Origin of the sequence: Methanomassiliicoccus sp. (assembly GCA_012719175.1) — an archaeon.
In the GTDB taxonomy this organism is placed as follows: domain Archaea; phylum Thermoplasmatota; class Thermoplasmata; order Methanomassiliicoccales; family Methanomassiliicoccaceae; genus UBA6.
This window is the reverse complement of sequence record JAAYAX010000004.1, coordinates 112,988-129,341: the sequence shown is the minus strand read 5'-3', so window position 1 is coordinate 129,341 and position 16,354 is coordinate 112,988. Positions and strand designations below refer to the sequence as shown.

Below are 16,354 nucleotides of genomic sequence, written 5' to 3'. Positions count from 1 at the left end.
GTTAAAAGGTTAAGATTCATCTCTTATTCTCATCCATTAGTGGAGGATAGCGGCGGCCATTCACTTCATGCGCTTTTATATTAGTCCTATCTAGCTTGTCAATATAGGGGATGTGTTGCCCTCCCCTCGGAAGTTTATATCCAAGGATGTATAGGGCCTTATTAACTCTCCGTGTGGTCAGATCTGCCTTATCTTTCAGGTCTCCCAGGTCAAACAGGGTTTGAGCGACCCGTTCCCGGACAAAGGTAGTATAAATCTTATCCTTGTGAAAATCTTTCCAGAGTTCGTCCAATCCATAATAAACAAAGGCTTCAAAGGTATCTTTGCTCTGCTCGATTTCTTTCTCGGTGCTCTGTTTGATAAGTTCTATTATTTCCTCGGTTTGATTAAACATACTTCCTGCGAACAAAAGAGAATTAGCAATATCTTTAGGTCGATTTTTCAAGCCGACTTCGTCAAGATTGAGGGTTTCTGTCGCCTTATCTCTATACTCCTTCACTAAATCTGGACGTGTGAATAGGCGTAGTCTCAGAGCTAACAGCCTGCTTCTAAGCTGGATATGTTCCTCTGTTTCATCGACCAATATCTTATTTCCTGCTCCCCTGGGCATTGTGATGCTAATGGACCTGCTCATTACATCATTAGGGGGGACCTGATCCTTGTAAGAAACCGCCATGAAAGGTCTTAGGCGGAAAATATCCAGGCCAGTATTGGTCCAGTTACATCGAGGAATTGGCGTACCGTCGTAGGTACATTTCAAGATGTTCATGCAAGAGTTCCAATCTTCCTGGCCTAAATCTTGAAGTTCGTCCATTGCCCAGGTAGTCTTGTTCCAATGGCTTCCCCGATATAGGACGGCCGGTGTCGGTCTGGACATCTTGAAACCACGATACCCTATCAGATATATTTGGTCCAGAATTTGCCCTTTACCCGATATGGGAGGTCCAAAAAGTGATAGCAGCGGAGACCTAGGGATGAACGGAACAAAAGCTGTCGAGATTTGCCAGATCGCAAGGCTGGCAGGAGTGATATCGTCTGGGAATTCTATATATTCATCATTACATCTCATGATGTCTGTAAGAAGGGACGAATCCTCGTTGATCTCCGGCTTTTCTGGTAAATTCCAAGGAAGTTCATCCATGCTCAAAAATTTGTAATGCAGGTATTTCACAATTTTATCATCGATTTCCTGCCATTCCTTGACGGTATGAAATTCAATCTCGATACCGTCCTTAATTAATGCCGCTCCAAGCTTACCATCCTCTTTGTAAATCTCGGCGTGCTCCAAATCGTATGGTATGCCGATCGGTGCCGTTTTTTCAATACCCTTGCTTCCCTTCCGCCCAAGGCGTCCTGACGACATGGCTTCTTTCCGGCAGAGTCCATGCTTATCCTGGGCGATCTCCAGGGCTCTCTTGAACTTCTCTCCCCTCAAGGCTCCTGGGACGCAATCACCGCAATCCAGAACCTTCTCCTGTACGGCGATGGCGTGAAGGGGTCCCCCTCCCGTCCCGTGCCGGAAGCAATACCAGGCGTTCTTAGAAATATCAACCTCGAAGTTATGGCCTGTATTGCTGCCATGCCAGGGACAGGAACCACGGAACTTACCGCCCAGCCCCTTGAGGCCACCCATAGAGATAACGTCCTGGACCTTCAGGGAGTCCAGTTCAACGTCCCTGGACCTGTTCGGCAGCTCTCTCTTCATATCTTCGAGCGTGTCTGTCTCCGGAGGGGGCAGGAAGTCGCTGAGAGCCGTCCTGATCTGCTCGGCCTTAATCGAGGCGAGGGGCAGGTCCTTTAGGACCGTGTAGGCGTTCCCGTTCGGATGGATGCTACCTGGACCAATGACCTGTTTCCCGGTGGATTGAACGTCCCCTATCGTCCCTTTGGCGTCCCCAGGACGTGCTAGGCGGAGGGGACCCGGCAGATCTGCACAGCGATAGTAGAAATGGCGCCCTCCCCTTCCCGTCTGGACCGTAAAGGTCTGAGGTAGGGACTCTTCAACGGCTGCTGCTACTTCCGGGGAATCAGCGTCAATAACGGCCAGACCATTGATACCGCAGAGCACTCCATAGTTGCCGTCCTTGCCCAGGTGTCTCGATAATTTGGGGTCCTCGCATGGATAGTTCGCATTTTTCTGCCAGTCCTTTTCAATGGGGCTTTTGTCTTTCGCTTTGACCAGAACAAAACGGAATGACGGCTCTCGGAGCCTGTCAGGTATGGAAATGGCCACACTACCACTTCCTAGGACAAAGACGATCCACGATCTTCATTATTCGGTAGTAGTCAAGCTCCGAGATACTACGGAGAGTATATTTCTCAACCTGGACGGTATTAGTTCGGAATTGGAGCAATCCTTTCAAGGCATCGAAAACGTCCTTGTCCGCTCTGAATACGGTAATGCCGGGATAGTACTCGCAAGGCATTGCTACCAGCCCTCCTCACAAACGACTAACCTCAGGTTGCTAGACTTCGAGAAGACGATGTAGCAATCGGGCAGGGTCTTGATGAGCTGCATAAGGTCGTTATACGTCGCATCGGAGCAGCGCAGGACGATCGCCCTGCTCTTTCTATTGGTGTTTATATTTTCCTTGCTTACAATATTCCAGTCGTTCATTTTTCACCTCCTTTTTACCTATATTTCACACAAATATCCCGGATGTTTTCCTCTTTTTTCGTCTGTTTTGAGTTGAGGCTAGCGCTCTCATTTCGCTCCCCCTCTCAAGAAAGGCATACCATCATACCATTTTCTAAGCCGCTTCCGGGTCGGCTTGGACTGATCTGCAGGAGCAGGGACCTGGGGAGGGACTTCCTTCCTGGTGTTCTGTTCGGTCCTTCTTTTCTCGTTAAGGGAGATCTCCCTTACCATTAGAGATTCAAGGTAGTGAGAGAAGGGGATAGGTCCGGCAAGGGCCTTGGCTTTTCTCACTACCTCTTCGTCTAGGGTCATGTTGTAATGTTTCTTCATGATTTTACCACATTGAGCGAAGAATGAAGAAAAATATATACTTTCGTCGCAATTACGGTTGCAATAATAAATAAAAATAATGCCAACTGGCTCTTGCAATGACCGTTGCAATTTCCGGTTGCAATAATGTAAAAAAAGGAAGTGCTGGATGAATTCTGCAACGATTGCAAAAAAGGATAAGACCCGGGAAACGGTAAAGAAGGCATATAGTGGGGGTAAAACAGAGGATGAAGCCCAAAAGATCCTTCATAAGCAAGGTATCTCTTTGAGTTCTCATCAAAAACATAGGGCCGATCTTGTTAAGGATGGGAATTTAACACCTAAACCCCATCACGGAAAGGGAAAGGGTCCGACTCAATTCATACCTACTGATGAACTTTTATTACCTCCGAACACACAGGAGATAGATCTTTCAAAAGAGGAAGCGACTCTCCCGGTCTCAAAGGGGGTTCTCGTCTCGATGGTTATTGATCAGGCAAAGGAAATCGTTGAAGCCATTGAGAAGGACGACGCCTGGAAGAATAAAAGGAAGATACGGAAAATATGCAATGAAATACGCCCAGTGATAGGTCATATAGCGTATCTGGAAAGTCTAGGCTATTCCCTAACCTTACCCTGGCATTTTTTCGAGAAGGAAAACCCTCCACTTTGGAAGGGGCTCTTCGGATGGAAGGACCTCAGAGGTACTGGAGGAATACCAGTCAAGATCGCCGGGGCAGATATTGAAGGAGTGAATGAAAAGGAGGATCGCTTATACCTAAATCCCGAGTTTACTAACAACGAATTATATGTTATCATATACCCTAGTCTCCCGGAATGGAAGTGGTATTTTATGAAGGTCATCGAAGAACTGGATTCAGCATCTAAGGATTCTAAACAAAGGAAGAAGGAGAAGCAAGACAAGACAAAAGGGATCTGAGACATATTATCATTGCCTGGCTAATGTTGCGAGGCCAGAGGTTCTTACTTCGATAGTTGTCCGAAGGACAATATGAAAGTAGTCTGATATGAATGTAAAGCTTACCACACACAAAATAAAGCTATTACATTTATTTGTTAAGAAGGAACATTAAGAAAGGAGGGATGGGGGGTCGCCGGAACACTCCGGCATTAAAGAAGGATTATTGAAGTAGGCCGTTATCCTCCATGAACCGCTGGCTCCTGACGTTCCCTGCGACCACCATTAGCTTATGAAGGACCCTCTTGAGCTCTTCCTGGTTCTTGCCTTCCTCAAGCATATCGTAGACCATCCCGGCGCAGTCCTCCACTCCTAGCACATATTCGATGCTCCTGGCATCCATACCGACCCGATTTTCACTCATTTAATCGACCTTCGTAAGGTATCACCTTACAAGAGACTATATAACATTACTAAAATATATATGTTGGTATAAGGTTATGTCATATATGACACGACAGAGGGAACAGGTAACGATCACCCTCCCCCCAGAGGTCCTCGCATGGTTGGATAGTAAGGTCAAGGACCGGACCTTCGCCCACCGTTCCCACGGAATAGAGGTAACGATAAGACGGATGATGCAGGCAGAACAGGAGCAAGCCAAAGAGCATCGGACTTAAAGTTGTGCGAAGCACCTAAAAAAATAATGAGTATGTATTACCGGGCTTATTGCCCTGTGTGTGTCTCATAACCTAAAGGTTGTGAAACAAGGTGGTTTGGGCTAGTTCTTATTTAAAGAAAGGGACCCGTCCTTTTTGGAACGCCTTTGCAGAGTAGCAAGTGAAAGGTGATACTCGGTTGCTACTTCCCTCAAGGGCCTACCCGATCGGACGGCAGTAAGGGCCTCGGGGGGAACGCGAGCTCTCGGCCGTCCGATAGGCTCCCCACTCCTTGTGCCGTGTTTCCGGGCCTTCTCCATGCCTTCCTTGACCCTAGTCCGGATCATCTGCCGTTCCCACTCCGCAACGGCCCCTAGGATGCGCCGGATCAGCTTCTTTGTCTCGTCGTTGCCATCTGCCCCTGTGTCTATCCCCTGGTCCATGACTATCAATGATACCTTTTGTTTATCGAGTTTCGAGATTAGCAGCTCCAAGGAAACGAGAGATCTCATTATGCGGTCTAGCTTTGTTATGACGATCGCGTCATACCTGGGCCTGGAAGATTTGCCGTCCTTCGATATCCCTGCTGCTTCAAGCATAAGGTCCAGTCCCGGCCGGGAATCGTCAGCTCCGGATGCCTCATCCTTGAAATACCCGAAGACCTCCCACCCCTGGAGCCTGGCATACTCTTCAAGTCTGAACTTTTGAACGTCGGTGTCTTGGTCCTCTGTGGAAACCCTCGCGTATAGAGCAACTTTCACCAAATTAACCTCCTTTTAACCTGAAACACAACTCCATTTTTCAATGAGCCAGTATCCTATCCTCTTCGTAAAAAAGTTAAAAAAGTTAAAAAAGTTAAGAAAAAGAAAGGGAAGAGGTTTGTTCAAAGAAGTTTCCCCCGATCAATAGCAGCGTTCCTTCGAGTTTGTTCTTTGTACTGGCCATGGTACAAATCAGACTCTATCCAGACAGTTTTTCGGTTTAAAATCCCGCTCTGTCCACTCTAATTATATCCAGATGGTTCGTATTTCGAGTCAATAACCCCTTTTTGGGGAACTATTGCAGGACCGTTCTTCCAGGCATTCCTTAACTGCTTGCCGGCCGCCCCCTGTTCCATGCGGTAGTATGATTTTTGGGTTTGGCCAATCGTCTTATGCCTCAGCTGCGCGGACATGGCGGGGAGGAGGCTCATGTCACTGTTCACGGTGATCGAGGTCAGCGTCGAGCGGAAGTCCTTCAACTTGAAGTCCACGCCCGAGGCGAGCTCGACATCGTGCTTGATGATGTAGAAGGCGTTTGCCGAGTAGAACTCATCCAGCCCCCGATAGAGGTTAGGGAACATGGGCACCGCCTTGGAGATGCCATGCTCCTTGAGATAGGCAGTTCTCTCCCGGAGGTAGCGCTCCAGGAAGGGGACCATATCTTCTCGGATGATGTCGATCTCCGTTGCCGATGCCCAAGAGCCCTCGCCCTTGGGGTGGCGGACGAAGAACGTCATCTTCTTTAGATCGAGGTCCTCCAGGTGAGAGAGCCGGAACTCCTTTGGTCGAGTGCCTGTTGCGAAGGAGAGAGCGATCATCCCCCGCGCCACTGATCCTCTCCAACCCAGCATATCATCCAGGGTGGTGAATATGGCTTGGAGGTCCTCGGTGCTCAGGACCCTGATCGGCTTCTTGTTTCCCTTGGGGAACCGGACCCCGTCCGCGTCCATATCGGCAATAGTGTGGTTCTTGAAGATCTTAAGGAAAGACCTCATGTGGGCCAGATATTTCGCTTGGGTGTTGGGGTCTAGGCCTTGCTTCCTCATCCATGCCATGAAGTCCTGGATTTCCCTCCGTCCGATGTGCCGGGGATCGGTAGTGAACGGCCTGAGGTTCTCGAAGCCCCTAGCCTTGCCTGCGGTCTCGGCGTCCCGTTGGTCTGCCTCGACCTTGAGCTGTTCAAATATCCCGGCAATATACCTCAATTTCCGCTCCTCCTCCTTGAACGTAGATTCGGCTACCGTCCCATATCTCCGCTCAAGATAATACCGAATCGCAGCGGCGAAAGGATAGCGTCCTAATCTCAACGCTTCAACCTCCGCGGCCGTGCAGCTGAGGCGCCTCTTGCGTTTTGCATGAGGTTTAGCCTCGGAGGACGGTAGCCGGCTAGGAGGTAAAGGAGTTTTCATCGTACCTACCCTAGAAGCCGTTTTTTTGCCCGAGGAGCTCTTCTCTCAATCCATCTATTCTTTTTCTAATTTCGTTGGGAAGTTGGGATGAGGCAGTTATTAACGATTTTAGCGCTTCATCCAGTAATTTATTTCCCTCCTTGGATTCCATCCCAATTAGCAGTTGGGAAGCCATTGGGAAGGTGTGGGATGAGCCTGTCGAATACCATAAATGAAGCTTTTTACCATGTTCATCCTCGGTCTCGTAATAGGTCGCCTTGTCCTTGCTCGACAGGTCGGAGAGGTAGTTAAGGACGGTCTTATGGCTTACTTTCCGTCCGGTCTTGGAGGTGTAGATCTCCACAATGTCATCGAGCAGCAGCCCGCCGGTGATGGACCCGGCGAAGACTGGGAGGATCTTCAGCAGTTCGATATGCCGCGCCGGTAGCCCAGTGGACTTGGGACCGCTCGCCCATCCCCAAAGCTCCGCCGCCTCGACGTTGTCCTGATAGTTGGCGAATAAAAGCTTACGACCATCAGGGAGCTCGATCACCGGCCGGGCGAATCTGTGAGCATAGGCAACAGCGGCCACCAGGTTGAAGAACATCGGGAGAGTGTTCCTGGCCTTTGCATCCTTCCCTCCGATCTTGACATGATCGACGAATAGATTGTAGACGATGAGGTTCTTCTCTTCCAGGACGCGCTCCAGTAGCCGTTGGGCCTGGGGGATCTTTGACTCGATGAACTCAATGAGCTTAACGGAGGCAGCTTCCCGCTGGAATTTGAGGACGTTCTCAGTCTGGTCCCGCGATTCGTCAGGATTCACGACGAATGGCCGGTTCATGATCTGCCCCTCGGCATCCTCCAGGACCTCCGCCGCGGTTAACCAAAAGACCGGGAGCCCATCAAGGTCCTGGACGCTTGACTTCCTATGCTCATCAAGGGTCATGTTGGTGAGCTTCTTCACACCGGGAGACATCCCCGCCTTCACGAAGTCCTGTGTCGCCTCTGATTGATCCGCGAACTCATCGACGAACAGCACCTTCCCCTTGAACAGTTGAGGATTGCCGGCATCCTTCGCAGCATAGAACGGTGCCTTGCCGCTCATGCTGGCGACGCTCATGAAGCGGTCGGGAAAGAGTTTGGTTCCGATCGTCCTCATGGCGTAGGATTTACCTATCTGCGAGTCCCCGATTGCCATCATATGGAACTTATTATCTTCCAAGCTGGAGGAGAGGGCGGAGTAAATGAGGGCTTTCCTCAGCTGTGGCTCCCCTGCTAAGAACTCATTAATCGCCTGATCGATCACGTCCCACCATCCTCCGTTCCGGAGAAGCTCCTCATCTTCTGCCCGAACCTTCTCGGCCTTCTGTTCTTGTAATGCCACTCGCGGGGCTTCCTCCGCCCGCTTGGCTGCGATCGCGGGCCCCTCTCCCTGCTCCCGGGAGATCTTCAGAAATCGGTTGATGCTCTCTGCCTCACAGACAGCTTGCGGCTCTGTCACCTCTGCTCCTGGAACCGGCTCGGCTGGCGTCTCTATGTCCGGCGCCGAGGCCTCTGTCATGGCCGCTGGCACGTCCTCCGGTGCCTGGGCGATGTCCTGGACCTCCTCGGCCTCGGACACGCTGGCGGCCGTCTCTATGGGCTTGCATTGCTCCCGGAGGCTCTTCACCTTGTCGAGAACGGCTTTCCGCGCGATCGCCGCCACATCTGGAGGGAACCTCTCGGGCGATTCCCTGATCATGCGGTCCAGTGAGGACGGCACGTCCTGGTGCTCCTTCCCGTCAAGGATGTAGTAAATCGTTATGTGCTTCGTGAGGTCGAAGCCTTTGGCATGGGGAGAGCGGTCCGATTGTACGCTCCTGATCTCGAAGGTAGGGGCGACCGGCTTGATTTCGACGGCCTTGAGCCTCCACTCCTTGATTAGCGCCCTGTACTGCTTGCTCGCCTCCTGCTTGATGATCTTGTCCTCAGGGATGACCGACGGACGGGCCAGTAGCTCGCGATAGCTGATCTCTTCTGCCTTCTTCATACCCGGACGGAGTACATTTACCCAGCAGCGGGGATCAGCTCCTGGCACCTCCTCCAGGTAGGCCTCCACCTTAGAGAATAGTGTCTCATCAGACGTCACGAGCTCGCCCCCATGAAGTGGTCGATGTTGAGCACGATCTCATCCGGCCGCATATTGCCGACAGCCTCGCCCACAGCCTCGACTGGATCGCTGAATAGGTCCAGTAGGGCATCGAGGAGCTCGGATTCGATGAGGACGTTATAGCGATTGGCTACCGCGTAGATCACGCCTCGCCGGCGGCGTTCTCTCCCATCCTGATGCATGAGCTCACTCCTCAGGCACAATGCGCAACTTACCGGCGCTGGTCCTCTGATATATTAGCCGTGCCCCTGGGATTCCCTCAACCGATTGGACGAAGGCGGGCATGTCCTTCAAGTACATTCGCGCTACAACAGCAATGGTGCCGCGGGGCTCGTTTGGGTCCTCGACACCTTTATGTTCCAACTTGTCTCTAACATACATTTGCCTTAACCTCGCTCGTTGTGGTTTCGTGAAGGGGTTTGGCCGCCCGGTCCGGGGTGTTTCTGCTTGCCGGCGTGACACCACGGCCCCGGGTTTGTTCTCGTAACCTTGATGCTTAAGGTCCAATGGACTCTTTCTCATTCAAGGCGGTCACGATCAATGATCTGGCTAGGACGGTGAAAGGTATGCGAAGCTCCTCTGCCTTGTTTTTAAGTAAGGTCAAATCGTGTTCCTCGATCCTTATGGCTAGTATCACCATGTTCAACTCCCTCCGTTACTGAGTCGTGCAGCCCGCAGTATCCTCACAGCGGCTTCCACATAGTCTAGCCAGCGTTCGATAGCAACAATGCTCATGCCGTTTGTCCAAGACAGGCGCTCGGCGCTGTCCAACAGTTCTTTGGTTGTGCGGTCCAGGTCCTTTCCGAGGCCTTCCTGGAACAGGGCTTTCCTCACCATTGAGGTGTCTTGTCGTGTCATGTTCATTTCCTCCATATTGTTATGTCGTGCATAACATGGCAATACACCATTACACAATAGATGAATATTAAACTGTCGTGCACTATCTTGCATTGCATGAAGAGAAAGCGCGAAACCATATCCTTGACCCTACCCCCAGAGGTCTTAGAATGGCTCGATAGGAAGGTGGAGGACCGTACTTTCGCAAGTCGGTCTTTTGCGGTCGAGAAGGCTGTCCTTGCAATGATGGCAGAAGATAAGGAACGGCAAGAATCTAAGGAAAGGCGCTGACCCTCCCTCACGGAGATCTGTTCTTCATCATTCTTTTTAACCGAACTGGTTGTAAAAGTTGTTGGGGGGAGGAGTCCCCAGGTGCTCTCCCCCAGACCGCATCGCCTCCCGGTCCAAGAGTATGGTGGGGGCAGGGTCCGATGGACGCCACCTCCCCCAGGACCGTATGATGGTCCAGAGATATCAAATAGAGGTTTGAACGGCCGGGGAGATGAACCAGAAGGACGATTGCCCAACTCCCCGGTCATGGTCAGATGGATATCCTCCTGGCTTCGTTAATGAGGGCGAAGATTAGTTTCTTTAGTGCGACGTATTCCTCCCACTGGCCAGCGTTCAGGAGCTCCAGGACCTCCTTATCGCTTAGGTCGATCGTTGGGGGCGATGTCCTCTCGGTGGAAGATGTCGGTCCGTGGAGCATGGCCACAGGGCCTCGGAAACGGCCCGTCCGGGCCTCCTCAGGGGTGAACTCGATTACGGACATGAGGGCCTCCGCACGAGCTCGCCATCGTGGACGCAGAGGGCCCGAATGTAAATGGGGAAGGATGCCTTACACTCGGGACAACGGCACTTCCCCTGGAAGGTGATAACCTCGGGTATCTGGGGGAGGCGGTCGTTATCGGCCGATATGGTGGTCAAGTAGTGGCCGAACGGCTTGTTAAGGAGATTGCGGTAATCATCGCCGTGTAGGTTAGCTCCGCGAACGGCCTGGAGCATGAGGTCCCGAGCATAAGATAGGGGTTTCTCGCACTCCGGGCAGGTCATCTTCCCCAGGTCCTTGATATCCTGGAGCTCGACGTTCTGGCCGTTGATGGTGACGGTCATCCGGGGGAATCCCTCAACGATCTCCCGGTCGATGGCCTCCTGATAGCGTCTGGCCTCCTCCATACGGGCTCGCTCCTCCTCCGCTCGCTTCGCCTCGGCACGAGCTCGAGCCTCGGCCTTGCGTTCTTCCTGGAGGGCGTTCATGTCCCCATATCCGAGCTTCTTAGCCAGGAAGTCGATATCCTCCCGGCCTATCACGAGCTCGCCCCCGGTATGGCGGTGGAGGCCTTGGGCATGGGGGCGTTCTCTTTCATGGCATAGGTGATTAGGCTCTCGATATACCGGGTCCGGGGAATTAGTCCCCGCTCGTTATCGACCCTAGAAAGGACGCTCGGGGGGAGCGTGATGGACAAGAGGATTCGCTTCATTATACATGTTAAATTTGCTAGAGGTTATTACTATTCCGCTAATCAGACTAAAATATCTCCCTCCAGCGACGGTTCTCAAAGAGGTCATCCAGTCCGGTATCATTGCATAGGAGCACGTCGGAACACCCCGAGCTCACGCTCTCGCCGTCCTTGAGGTAGGCGAGAGCCTGGGAAATGGAATCGACCATATCGTCATGCTCTGCGTTGGGGAAGTTCAAGAGCTCTTCCTGGAGGTCGGCCAGGAGCTCGTGTCTCTCGGGGAAGTGGACCCGGCCGGACTCAAAGAGCGGGGATATGACATTGACCCTCGTTTCCTTGTCCTTGGTCGCCTTGATGGGCAGAGCGGGAATGATCGACTCCCGGCGAAGGTCCTGGAGGAGCGACTGGCCGCTCCCGGCGTCCTCGATGATGACCGCGTGGGGGCGGTGCTTGTCGTATTGAGCTCGTGCCATACGGATGAGGTCCGGGTATTCTACTCGGCCTCGCCATACGTCCAGGAGGCAGTAGCCTCCGGGCGTCTGGCCCCAGGTCGTACATGCCGAATAGTCCGATGCCTTCCCGGACTTGAAGGCACAATCCCAGGATTGAACGATGAAATGGAGCTCGGGGACATCGCGGTAGTATGTGAACCATTCCCGCTTGAGGATATTCCCTCCTGGCTCGGTCGGTGATTGTTGATACATGGCCATCCAGAAATAGGTCCCCACGGTGTCCTTGATGGCTCGGAGGCGGGGTAGGTCGAACCGCTCCGGCCAGAGCGGAGCTCCGGGAACTCGGCCGAGGATGTCTCCCTCCGGGGCGATGGCGGGAAGGTTGAGCACGTCCCATTTCTCCCCTCCCCTGGCCTTCTGGCTCAGGAGCCTCCCGGCGAGGTCGTCCTTATGCCATCGCGTTTGAATCAGGATGACCGCTCCTCCCGGTTCTAGCCTCGTGTAGGCGGTCGATTGATACCATTCCCAGGCCTTCTCCCGGATGACCTTGGAGCTCGCCTCCTCCGCGTTCTTGATGGGGTCATCAATGATGAGGACATCCGCTCCCTTCCCGGTGAGAGGTCCCCCCACTCCGGCCGTGACCATGCCTCCTGGGTGTCCCTTGAGGTCCCATCGGTCGGAGGCCTTGGAATCCTCTCTGACCTGGATCCCCCACACGGCTGGACCGTATGCCTCCATGATGTCCCTGGCCTTCCGGCCCCAGGAGCTCGCGAATCCGGCCTCGTAGGAGGCGAGCATGACCCGCTTATCCGGGAACGTGCCCAGGAACCAGGGCGGAAAGTATTGGCTTACGAGCATGGACTTCCCATGACGGGGAGGCATGGTGATGATAAGCCTCGGGCAGTATCCCGTAGCCACGTCCCGGAGCTTGTGGTCCAGGAGCCTCAGATGTTTAGCGGGAATCCACTTCCCACGGCTGGCCATTATCGCTAGTCCGGCCGGGGAGAGTCTGGCTAGGGTTAGCGAGCTGTTCGAGGAGCTGGTCGATGGTTGCTGATACTCCAGGGTCCTGGAGGGCTCGGATGGTGAGGAAGCGGTCATGTTCTACCTTCATGTTGGCGTTTAGGCTCGTACTCGTGCTCTCCGTGGTTAGGCCTCGGGCCAGTCTCTCGGCCTTGATGCCATCTACGATAAAACGTCCAGCGTCGGCCGGGGTGAGTTTCTCCGAATCCAATTGCTCAAGTCGCTTCATGCCCTTTTTGATGAGAGCTCGCGAGGCCTCGGCGTGATATTGGGACATCTTCACATATTCCCGCTCGCTGGCCTGTCGGGAGAGTTCAAAACAGTGATCATCCCAGGCGAGAGCTCTCTCGCTCCAAGAGTAATCGACCGAATACCGCTGGAGCTGTCGAAGGGAAACGTTCACCTTATCGGTCTTGGAGAGCTCCACCACTGACCTCCCGGGTCCGAGGTTGAGGTGCTGCTCGAAGGCCTGATATGCTCTCGGAGGTTCGTCCTCCAGTCGCTTCCAAATATCCCCATCTGGCATGATGTCGTAATCATGTCGTATGGTACTAATGAATCTTGGTCCAGCAATCCTAAAGTAGCCCTAGTTTAGGATGAACTTGAAGCTAGCTGGTAAAGCTCGTTACGGCGGAGGAATCTTCTTTCTAAGCTGGTTGTAAAAAAGCCCTTTTGTGTCCTTTTCTTCGACTCTTTTAATATCTGACGACTTCTCCATACCTATCTCATTAACGAGGAACCAGGGCGCCTAGTTTTATCGGTATAATATCAATTATGGTTGTATGGAAGAGGGGAAGGTCGTTGAATTTATTGAGTATGCTTCTGGACTGAGTGGATATGAGAAGGGTGAAGCTCATTTATTCCTCGACCGATTATTTATCGCATATGGTAATAAGGGAGTAATTGAAGCTGGAGCAGCTCTGGAGAAACAGATTGTCGTCGATATGAGGACTAAATTTTGTGATCTACTCTGGCCCCATATCGTCTTATTCGAGATGAAGGCGCGCGGTGAGAAGCTTGCCGACCACTTTCAACAGGCAAAGATCTATTGGGATAATACATATGGGAACCGTCCCAAGTATGTTATTTTGTGTAACTTTGACGAATTCTGGATATATGATTGGAACGTTCAGAGGGAACCCCTTGATAAAGTTCCATTAAAACAACTGAAAGAACGATGGAAAGCATTGGCATTTCTTTGTCCAGAACCGGTTAAGCCCATTTTTGGTAATAATCTCGTTGAAGTCACCGAAGAGGCCGCCGATAAGATTGCCCAACTATATAACAGCCTAGTTAAACGAAAAATTGATCATGTTAAAGCAAGGAGATTTTCTCTTCAATGTCTTGTCTGTCTATTCGCAGAGGATTCTGGAATGTTTCCAGATAGCACCTTATTTACATCCCTTATTGAGGATTGTCTGAATGGTCAATCAACTTATGATTTATTTCAGGGTTTATTTAAGCAGATGAACAACCAGGAAGTAGCCTCAGGAGGCAAATACAAGGGTGTTAAATATTTCAACGGAGGCATATTCTCCACCGTTTATCCTATCGAACTTAACCCTGACGAACTGCAAATTTTGAAAGAAGCTTCTGTTTCGGACTGGTCGAAAGTGCAACCCTCGATTTTCGGGACCATCTTTGAAGATAGTTTGGGAAAAGAGGAAAGGCACGTTACAGGAGCTCACTACACGTTATTATCCGAGATCATGAGTGTAGTTGAGCCAACGATATTACGACCCTGGAGGGAAAGAATAGAAGGGGCGAAGACACTCAAAGAACTTTATCAAATACATGACGAAATGGGCAAGTTCATTGTGCTTGATCCCGCATGTGGGAGCGGTAACTTCCTTTATGTCGCATATCGTGAGTTTCGAGCTCTGGAGATTCATCTTCTTAAAAAAATTGTTACTGAATACTCAGTCTCGCTTCATAGCTTACATTCAAAAATAAAGTGCAACCAATTCTATGGTATAGATCTAAATCCGCTCGGTATCGAGCTTGCTAAGATCACATTAGCCATGGCAAAGAAGATAACAATCGAAGAGTTCAACAAGTTCACCAAAATCGATCGACTATTCGAGGTAGAAGACCCGCTACCGTTCGATAATCTAGATGACAATTTTATCCAGAAAGATGCACTGTTGATTCCTTGGCCACTAGCTAATGCAATCATCGGAAACCCACCATATCAATCAAAAAATAAGATGCAGGATGAGTACAGTCCAGAGTATGTCGAGCATCTCCATGAGGTCTTTCCAGAAATGCCAGGGCGAGCTGATTATTGCGTTTACTGGTTCAGGAAGGCTCATGATTTACTGCCTGCTGATGGTAGGGCTGGCCTTGTAGGAACCAACACTATCCGTGAGACATACTCAAGGATTGGAGGATTAGATTATATTGTATCTAATGGCGGTGTTATTTGTGATGCAATTTCAACCATGCCTTGGAGCGGCTCAGCAGCAGTACATGTATCTATTGTCAATTGGATAAAATCGCCAACTGATTCTGTCGGGAAAAAGAAGTTAAGGCGATTATTAGGCGAAAAGAAAAAGGGGGTTTGGGAAGAATGGGAGTTGGATGTCATTCCACCAACGTTATCTGCGGATTTTGATGTCACAAAAGCCTTGGTATTGAAAGCCAACCTAGAACCGAGATTTTGTTATCAAGGCCAGACACAAGGTCATGAAGGTTTTCTGCTAACACCTGAGGAGCGAGAAACTCTTGTATCAGAAGAGCCCATGGCTAAAGAAATTACCTTTCCATTTCTTATTGCGGAGGAGCTGATAGGCGATCAGGATTCCCTACCTAAACGCTATGTTATTGACTTTCAACCTAGGGAGACTTTGCCTGATGTGATGCGATACCCAAAAACATTCAAAATTATTCAAGAGCGTGTATTACCAAAAATGATTGAGAACGCGCAACAAGAGACTGAGGAGTTTAAAGTCACTAAAAGGAAGGTGAAAGCTAGGCAGCTGCATTTAGAGAAGTGGTGGCTCCTCTGGAGGGGAAGGGGAGATCTCATGAAGAAAATCGCAAGTATCGATCGTTATGTCGCATGTGGGCAGGTCACAAAGCGCCCTATCTTCGAATTTGTCTCATCGGAGATACATCCTAATGCCGCTCTCATTGCATTTCCACTTCAAGATGACTACTCTTATGGAATTCTCCAAAGTTCGTTTCACTGGGCATGGTTTAAAGCTAGATGCTCAACCCTTACTGAGAGGTTTAGGTATACTACAGAGACAGTCTTTGACTCATACCCATGGCCACAATGGGGGATAGATATTGAGTATCACGATCCTTCAATTCCTGAACCATTCTCTAGATGCGTATCAATTGCTCAAGAAATAGCTGTTGCGGGAAGAGATTTACGAAAAATTAGAAACGAATTAAGATTGGAGCATAATTGGTCATTGAGGGAACTCTATAGAACTCTCGAAATGCCAGGTAACAATCCGCTCCGAGATGCTCACGAGAGGCTAGATAAGGCGGTGTTAAAAGCATATACATATCCTAAATCAAAAACGTACAAAAAGACCCAGGAATTAAAATTACTGTTCGAGCTGAACCAAAAGTGTGGAGCCCTTGAAAAAGAGGGGAAAAAAATATTCGGCCCAGGTCTTCCAACATTCTGTGAAGGGGAAGAGGGATTCACTTCGGACGATTGCGTACATATGCCTTCATCCTCACCCTAATCACATTCCGTAAAACCTCAACCCTTCCTTTAACTTCCTTTTCAAATGGATGCCC

15 protein-coding genes and 1 pseudogene are annotated in these 16,354 nt (G+C 50.7%); 2 read left to right on the top strand and 14 right to left on the bottom strand.

Annotated features, from left to right (window positions below; all coding sequences use genetic code 11):
- Window positions 1–16 precede the first annotated feature (16 nt).
- The 3 genes from GXX95_00995 to GXX95_00985 all read right to left on the bottom strand — a co-directional run bounded on the left by GXX95_00995 (window position 17) and on the right by GXX95_00985 (window position 2,968).
- The gene (locus GXX95_00995; protein ID NLT36724.1) at window positions 17–2,233 is read right to left on the bottom strand and encodes a bifunctional DNA primase/polymerase; all 2,217 of its coding nucleotides are present in this window, start codon (window positions 2,231–2,233) and stop codon (window positions 17–19) included.
- 195 nt (window positions 2,234–2,428) lie between these two features.
- A complete protein-coding gene (locus tag GXX95_00990; protein ID NLT36723.1) occupies window positions 2,429–2,617 on the bottom strand; it encodes a hypothetical protein in 189 nt (62 codons plus the stop codon).
- Window positions 2,618–2,704: 87 nt separating this feature from the next.
- The gene (locus GXX95_00985; protein ID NLT36722.1) at window positions 2,705–2,968 is read right to left on the bottom strand and encodes a hypothetical protein; all 264 of its coding nucleotides are present in this window, start codon (window positions 2,966–2,968) and stop codon (window positions 2,705–2,707) included.
- 148 nt (window positions 2,969–3,116) lie between these two features.
- Here GXX95_00985 and GXX95_00980 point away from each other — a divergent pair, with 148 nt between their 5' ends.
- Entirely contained in the window at window positions 3,117–3,887 is a 771-nt protein-coding gene (locus GXX95_00980; GenBank protein NLT36721.1) for a hypothetical protein, read from the top strand.
- A 202-nt stretch (window positions 3,888–4,089) separates the two neighbouring features.
- Here GXX95_00980 and GXX95_00975 read toward each other — a convergent pair whose 3' ends face one another.
- From GXX95_00975 to GXX95_00925, 11 genes and pseudogenes are all read right to left on the bottom strand, one after another.
- On the bottom strand, window positions 4,090–4,290 hold the full coding sequence (locus tag GXX95_00975; protein NLT36720.1) for a hypothetical protein: 201 nt from the start codon (window positions 4,288–4,290) through the stop codon (window positions 4,090–4,092).
- Window positions 4,291–4,647: 357 nt separating this feature from the next.
- Window positions 4,648–5,286 (bottom strand): recombinase family protein, encoded by a 639-nt coding sequence (locus GXX95_00970; GenBank protein NLT36719.1) that lies wholly within the window; start codon window positions 5,284–5,286, stop codon window positions 4,648–4,650.
- A gap of 242 nt (window positions 5,287–5,528) precedes the next feature.
- Complete coding sequence (locus GXX95_00965) at window positions 5,529–6,491, bottom strand: hypothetical protein (GenBank protein NLT36718.1); 963 nt, start codon at window positions 6,489–6,491, stop codon at window positions 5,529–5,531.
- 1,769 nt (window positions 6,492–8,260) lie between these two features.
- Window positions 8,261–8,347, bottom strand: a pseudogene (locus GXX95_00960) (cell division protein SepF).
- 454 nt (window positions 8,348–8,801) lie between these two features.
- Window positions 8,802–9,008, bottom strand: coding sequence for a hypothetical protein (locus tag GXX95_00955; GenBank protein NLT36717.1), 207 nt, complete (start codon window positions 9,006–9,008; stop codon window positions 8,802–8,804).
- Window positions 9,009–9,468: 460 nt separating this feature from the next.
- A complete protein-coding gene (locus GXX95_00950; GenBank protein NLT36716.1) occupies window positions 9,469–9,684 on the bottom strand; it encodes a hypothetical protein in 216 nt (71 codons plus the stop codon).
- 520 nt (window positions 9,685–10,204) lie between these two features.
- On the bottom strand, window positions 10,205–10,435 hold the full coding sequence (locus GXX95_00945; GenBank protein ID NLT36715.1) for a hypothetical protein: 231 nt from the start codon (window positions 10,433–10,435) through the stop codon (window positions 10,205–10,207).
- Complete coding sequence (locus GXX95_00940) at window positions 10,426–10,974, bottom strand: hypothetical protein (protein ID NLT36714.1); 549 nt, start codon at window positions 10,972–10,974, stop codon at window positions 10,426–10,428. The genes GXX95_00945 and GXX95_00940 overlap by 10 nt, the downstream gene beginning before the upstream one ends.
- On the bottom strand, window positions 10,971–11,144 hold the full coding sequence (locus tag GXX95_00935; protein ID NLT36713.1) for a hypothetical protein: 174 nt from the start codon (window positions 11,142–11,144) through the stop codon (window positions 10,971–10,973). The genes GXX95_00940 and GXX95_00935 overlap by 4 nt, the downstream gene beginning before the upstream one ends.
- 47 nt (window positions 11,145–11,191) lie before the next feature.
- Window positions 11,192–12,559, bottom strand: a complete 1,368-nt coding sequence (gene terL / locus GXX95_00930) for a phage terminase large subunit (protein ID NLT36712.1) — start codon at window positions 12,557–12,559, stop codon at window positions 11,192–11,194.
- Window positions 12,528–13,124: a hypothetical protein gene (locus tag GXX95_00925; GenBank protein NLT36711.1), complete on the bottom strand. Its 597-nt coding sequence runs from the start codon at window positions 13,122–13,124 to the stop codon at window positions 12,528–12,530. Before GXX95_00925 ends, terL begins: the two co-directional genes overlap by 32 nt.
- Window positions 13,125–13,380: 256 nt before the next feature.
- Between GXX95_00925 and GXX95_00920 the strand changes: the two genes are divergently transcribed.
- Entirely contained in the window at window positions 13,381–16,299 is a 2,919-nt protein-coding gene (locus GXX95_00920) for a class I SAM-dependent DNA methyltransferase (GenBank protein NLT36710.1), read from the top strand.
- The last annotated feature ends 55 nt before the right edge of the window (window positions 16,300–16,354 follow it).

Excerpts from the sequence above, each read along its gene's own strand:
- GXX95_00990 (NLT36723.1), bottom strand. The coding sequence starts at position 2,617 with ATGAACGACTGGAATATTGTAAGCAAGGAAAATATAAACACCAATAGA.
- GXX95_00985 (NLT36722.1), bottom strand. The coding sequence starts at position 2,968 with ATGAAGAAACATTACAACATGACCCTAGACGAAGAGGTAGTGAGAAAA.
- GXX95_00980 (NLT36721.1), top strand. The coding sequence starts at position 3,117 with ATGAATTCTGCAACGATTGCAAAAAAGGATAAGACCCGGGAAACGGTA.
- GXX95_00975 (NLT36720.1), bottom strand. The coding sequence starts at position 4,290 with ATGAGTGAAAATCGGGTCGGTATGGATGCCAGGAGCATCGAATATGTG.
- GXX95_00955 (NLT36717.1), bottom strand. The coding sequence starts at position 9,008 with ATGCATCAGGATGGGAGAGAACGCCGCCGGCGAGGCGTGATCTACGCG.
- GXX95_00950 (NLT36716.1), bottom strand. The coding sequence starts at position 9,684 with ATGACACGACAAGACACCTCAATGGTGAGGAAAGCCCTGTTCCAGGAA.
- GXX95_00945 (NLT36715.1), bottom strand. The coding sequence starts at position 10,435 with ATGTCCGTAATCGAGTTCACCCCTGAGGAGGCCCGGACGGGCCGTTTC.
- GXX95_00935 (NLT36713.1), bottom strand. The coding sequence starts at position 11,144 with ATGAAGCGAATCCTCTTGTCCATCACGCTCCCCCCGAGCGTCCTTTCT.
- terL (NLT36712.1), bottom strand. The coding sequence starts at position 12,559 with ATGGCCAGCCGTGGGAAGTGGATTCCCGCTAAACATCTGAGGCTCCTG.
- GXX95_00925 (NLT36711.1), bottom strand. The coding sequence starts at position 13,124 with ATGCCAGATGGGGATATTTGGAAGCGACTGGAGGACGAACCTCCGAGA.
- GXX95_00920 (NLT36710.1), top strand. The coding sequence starts at position 13,381 with ATGGAAGAGGGGAAGGTCGTTGAATTTATTGAGTATGCTTCTGGACTG.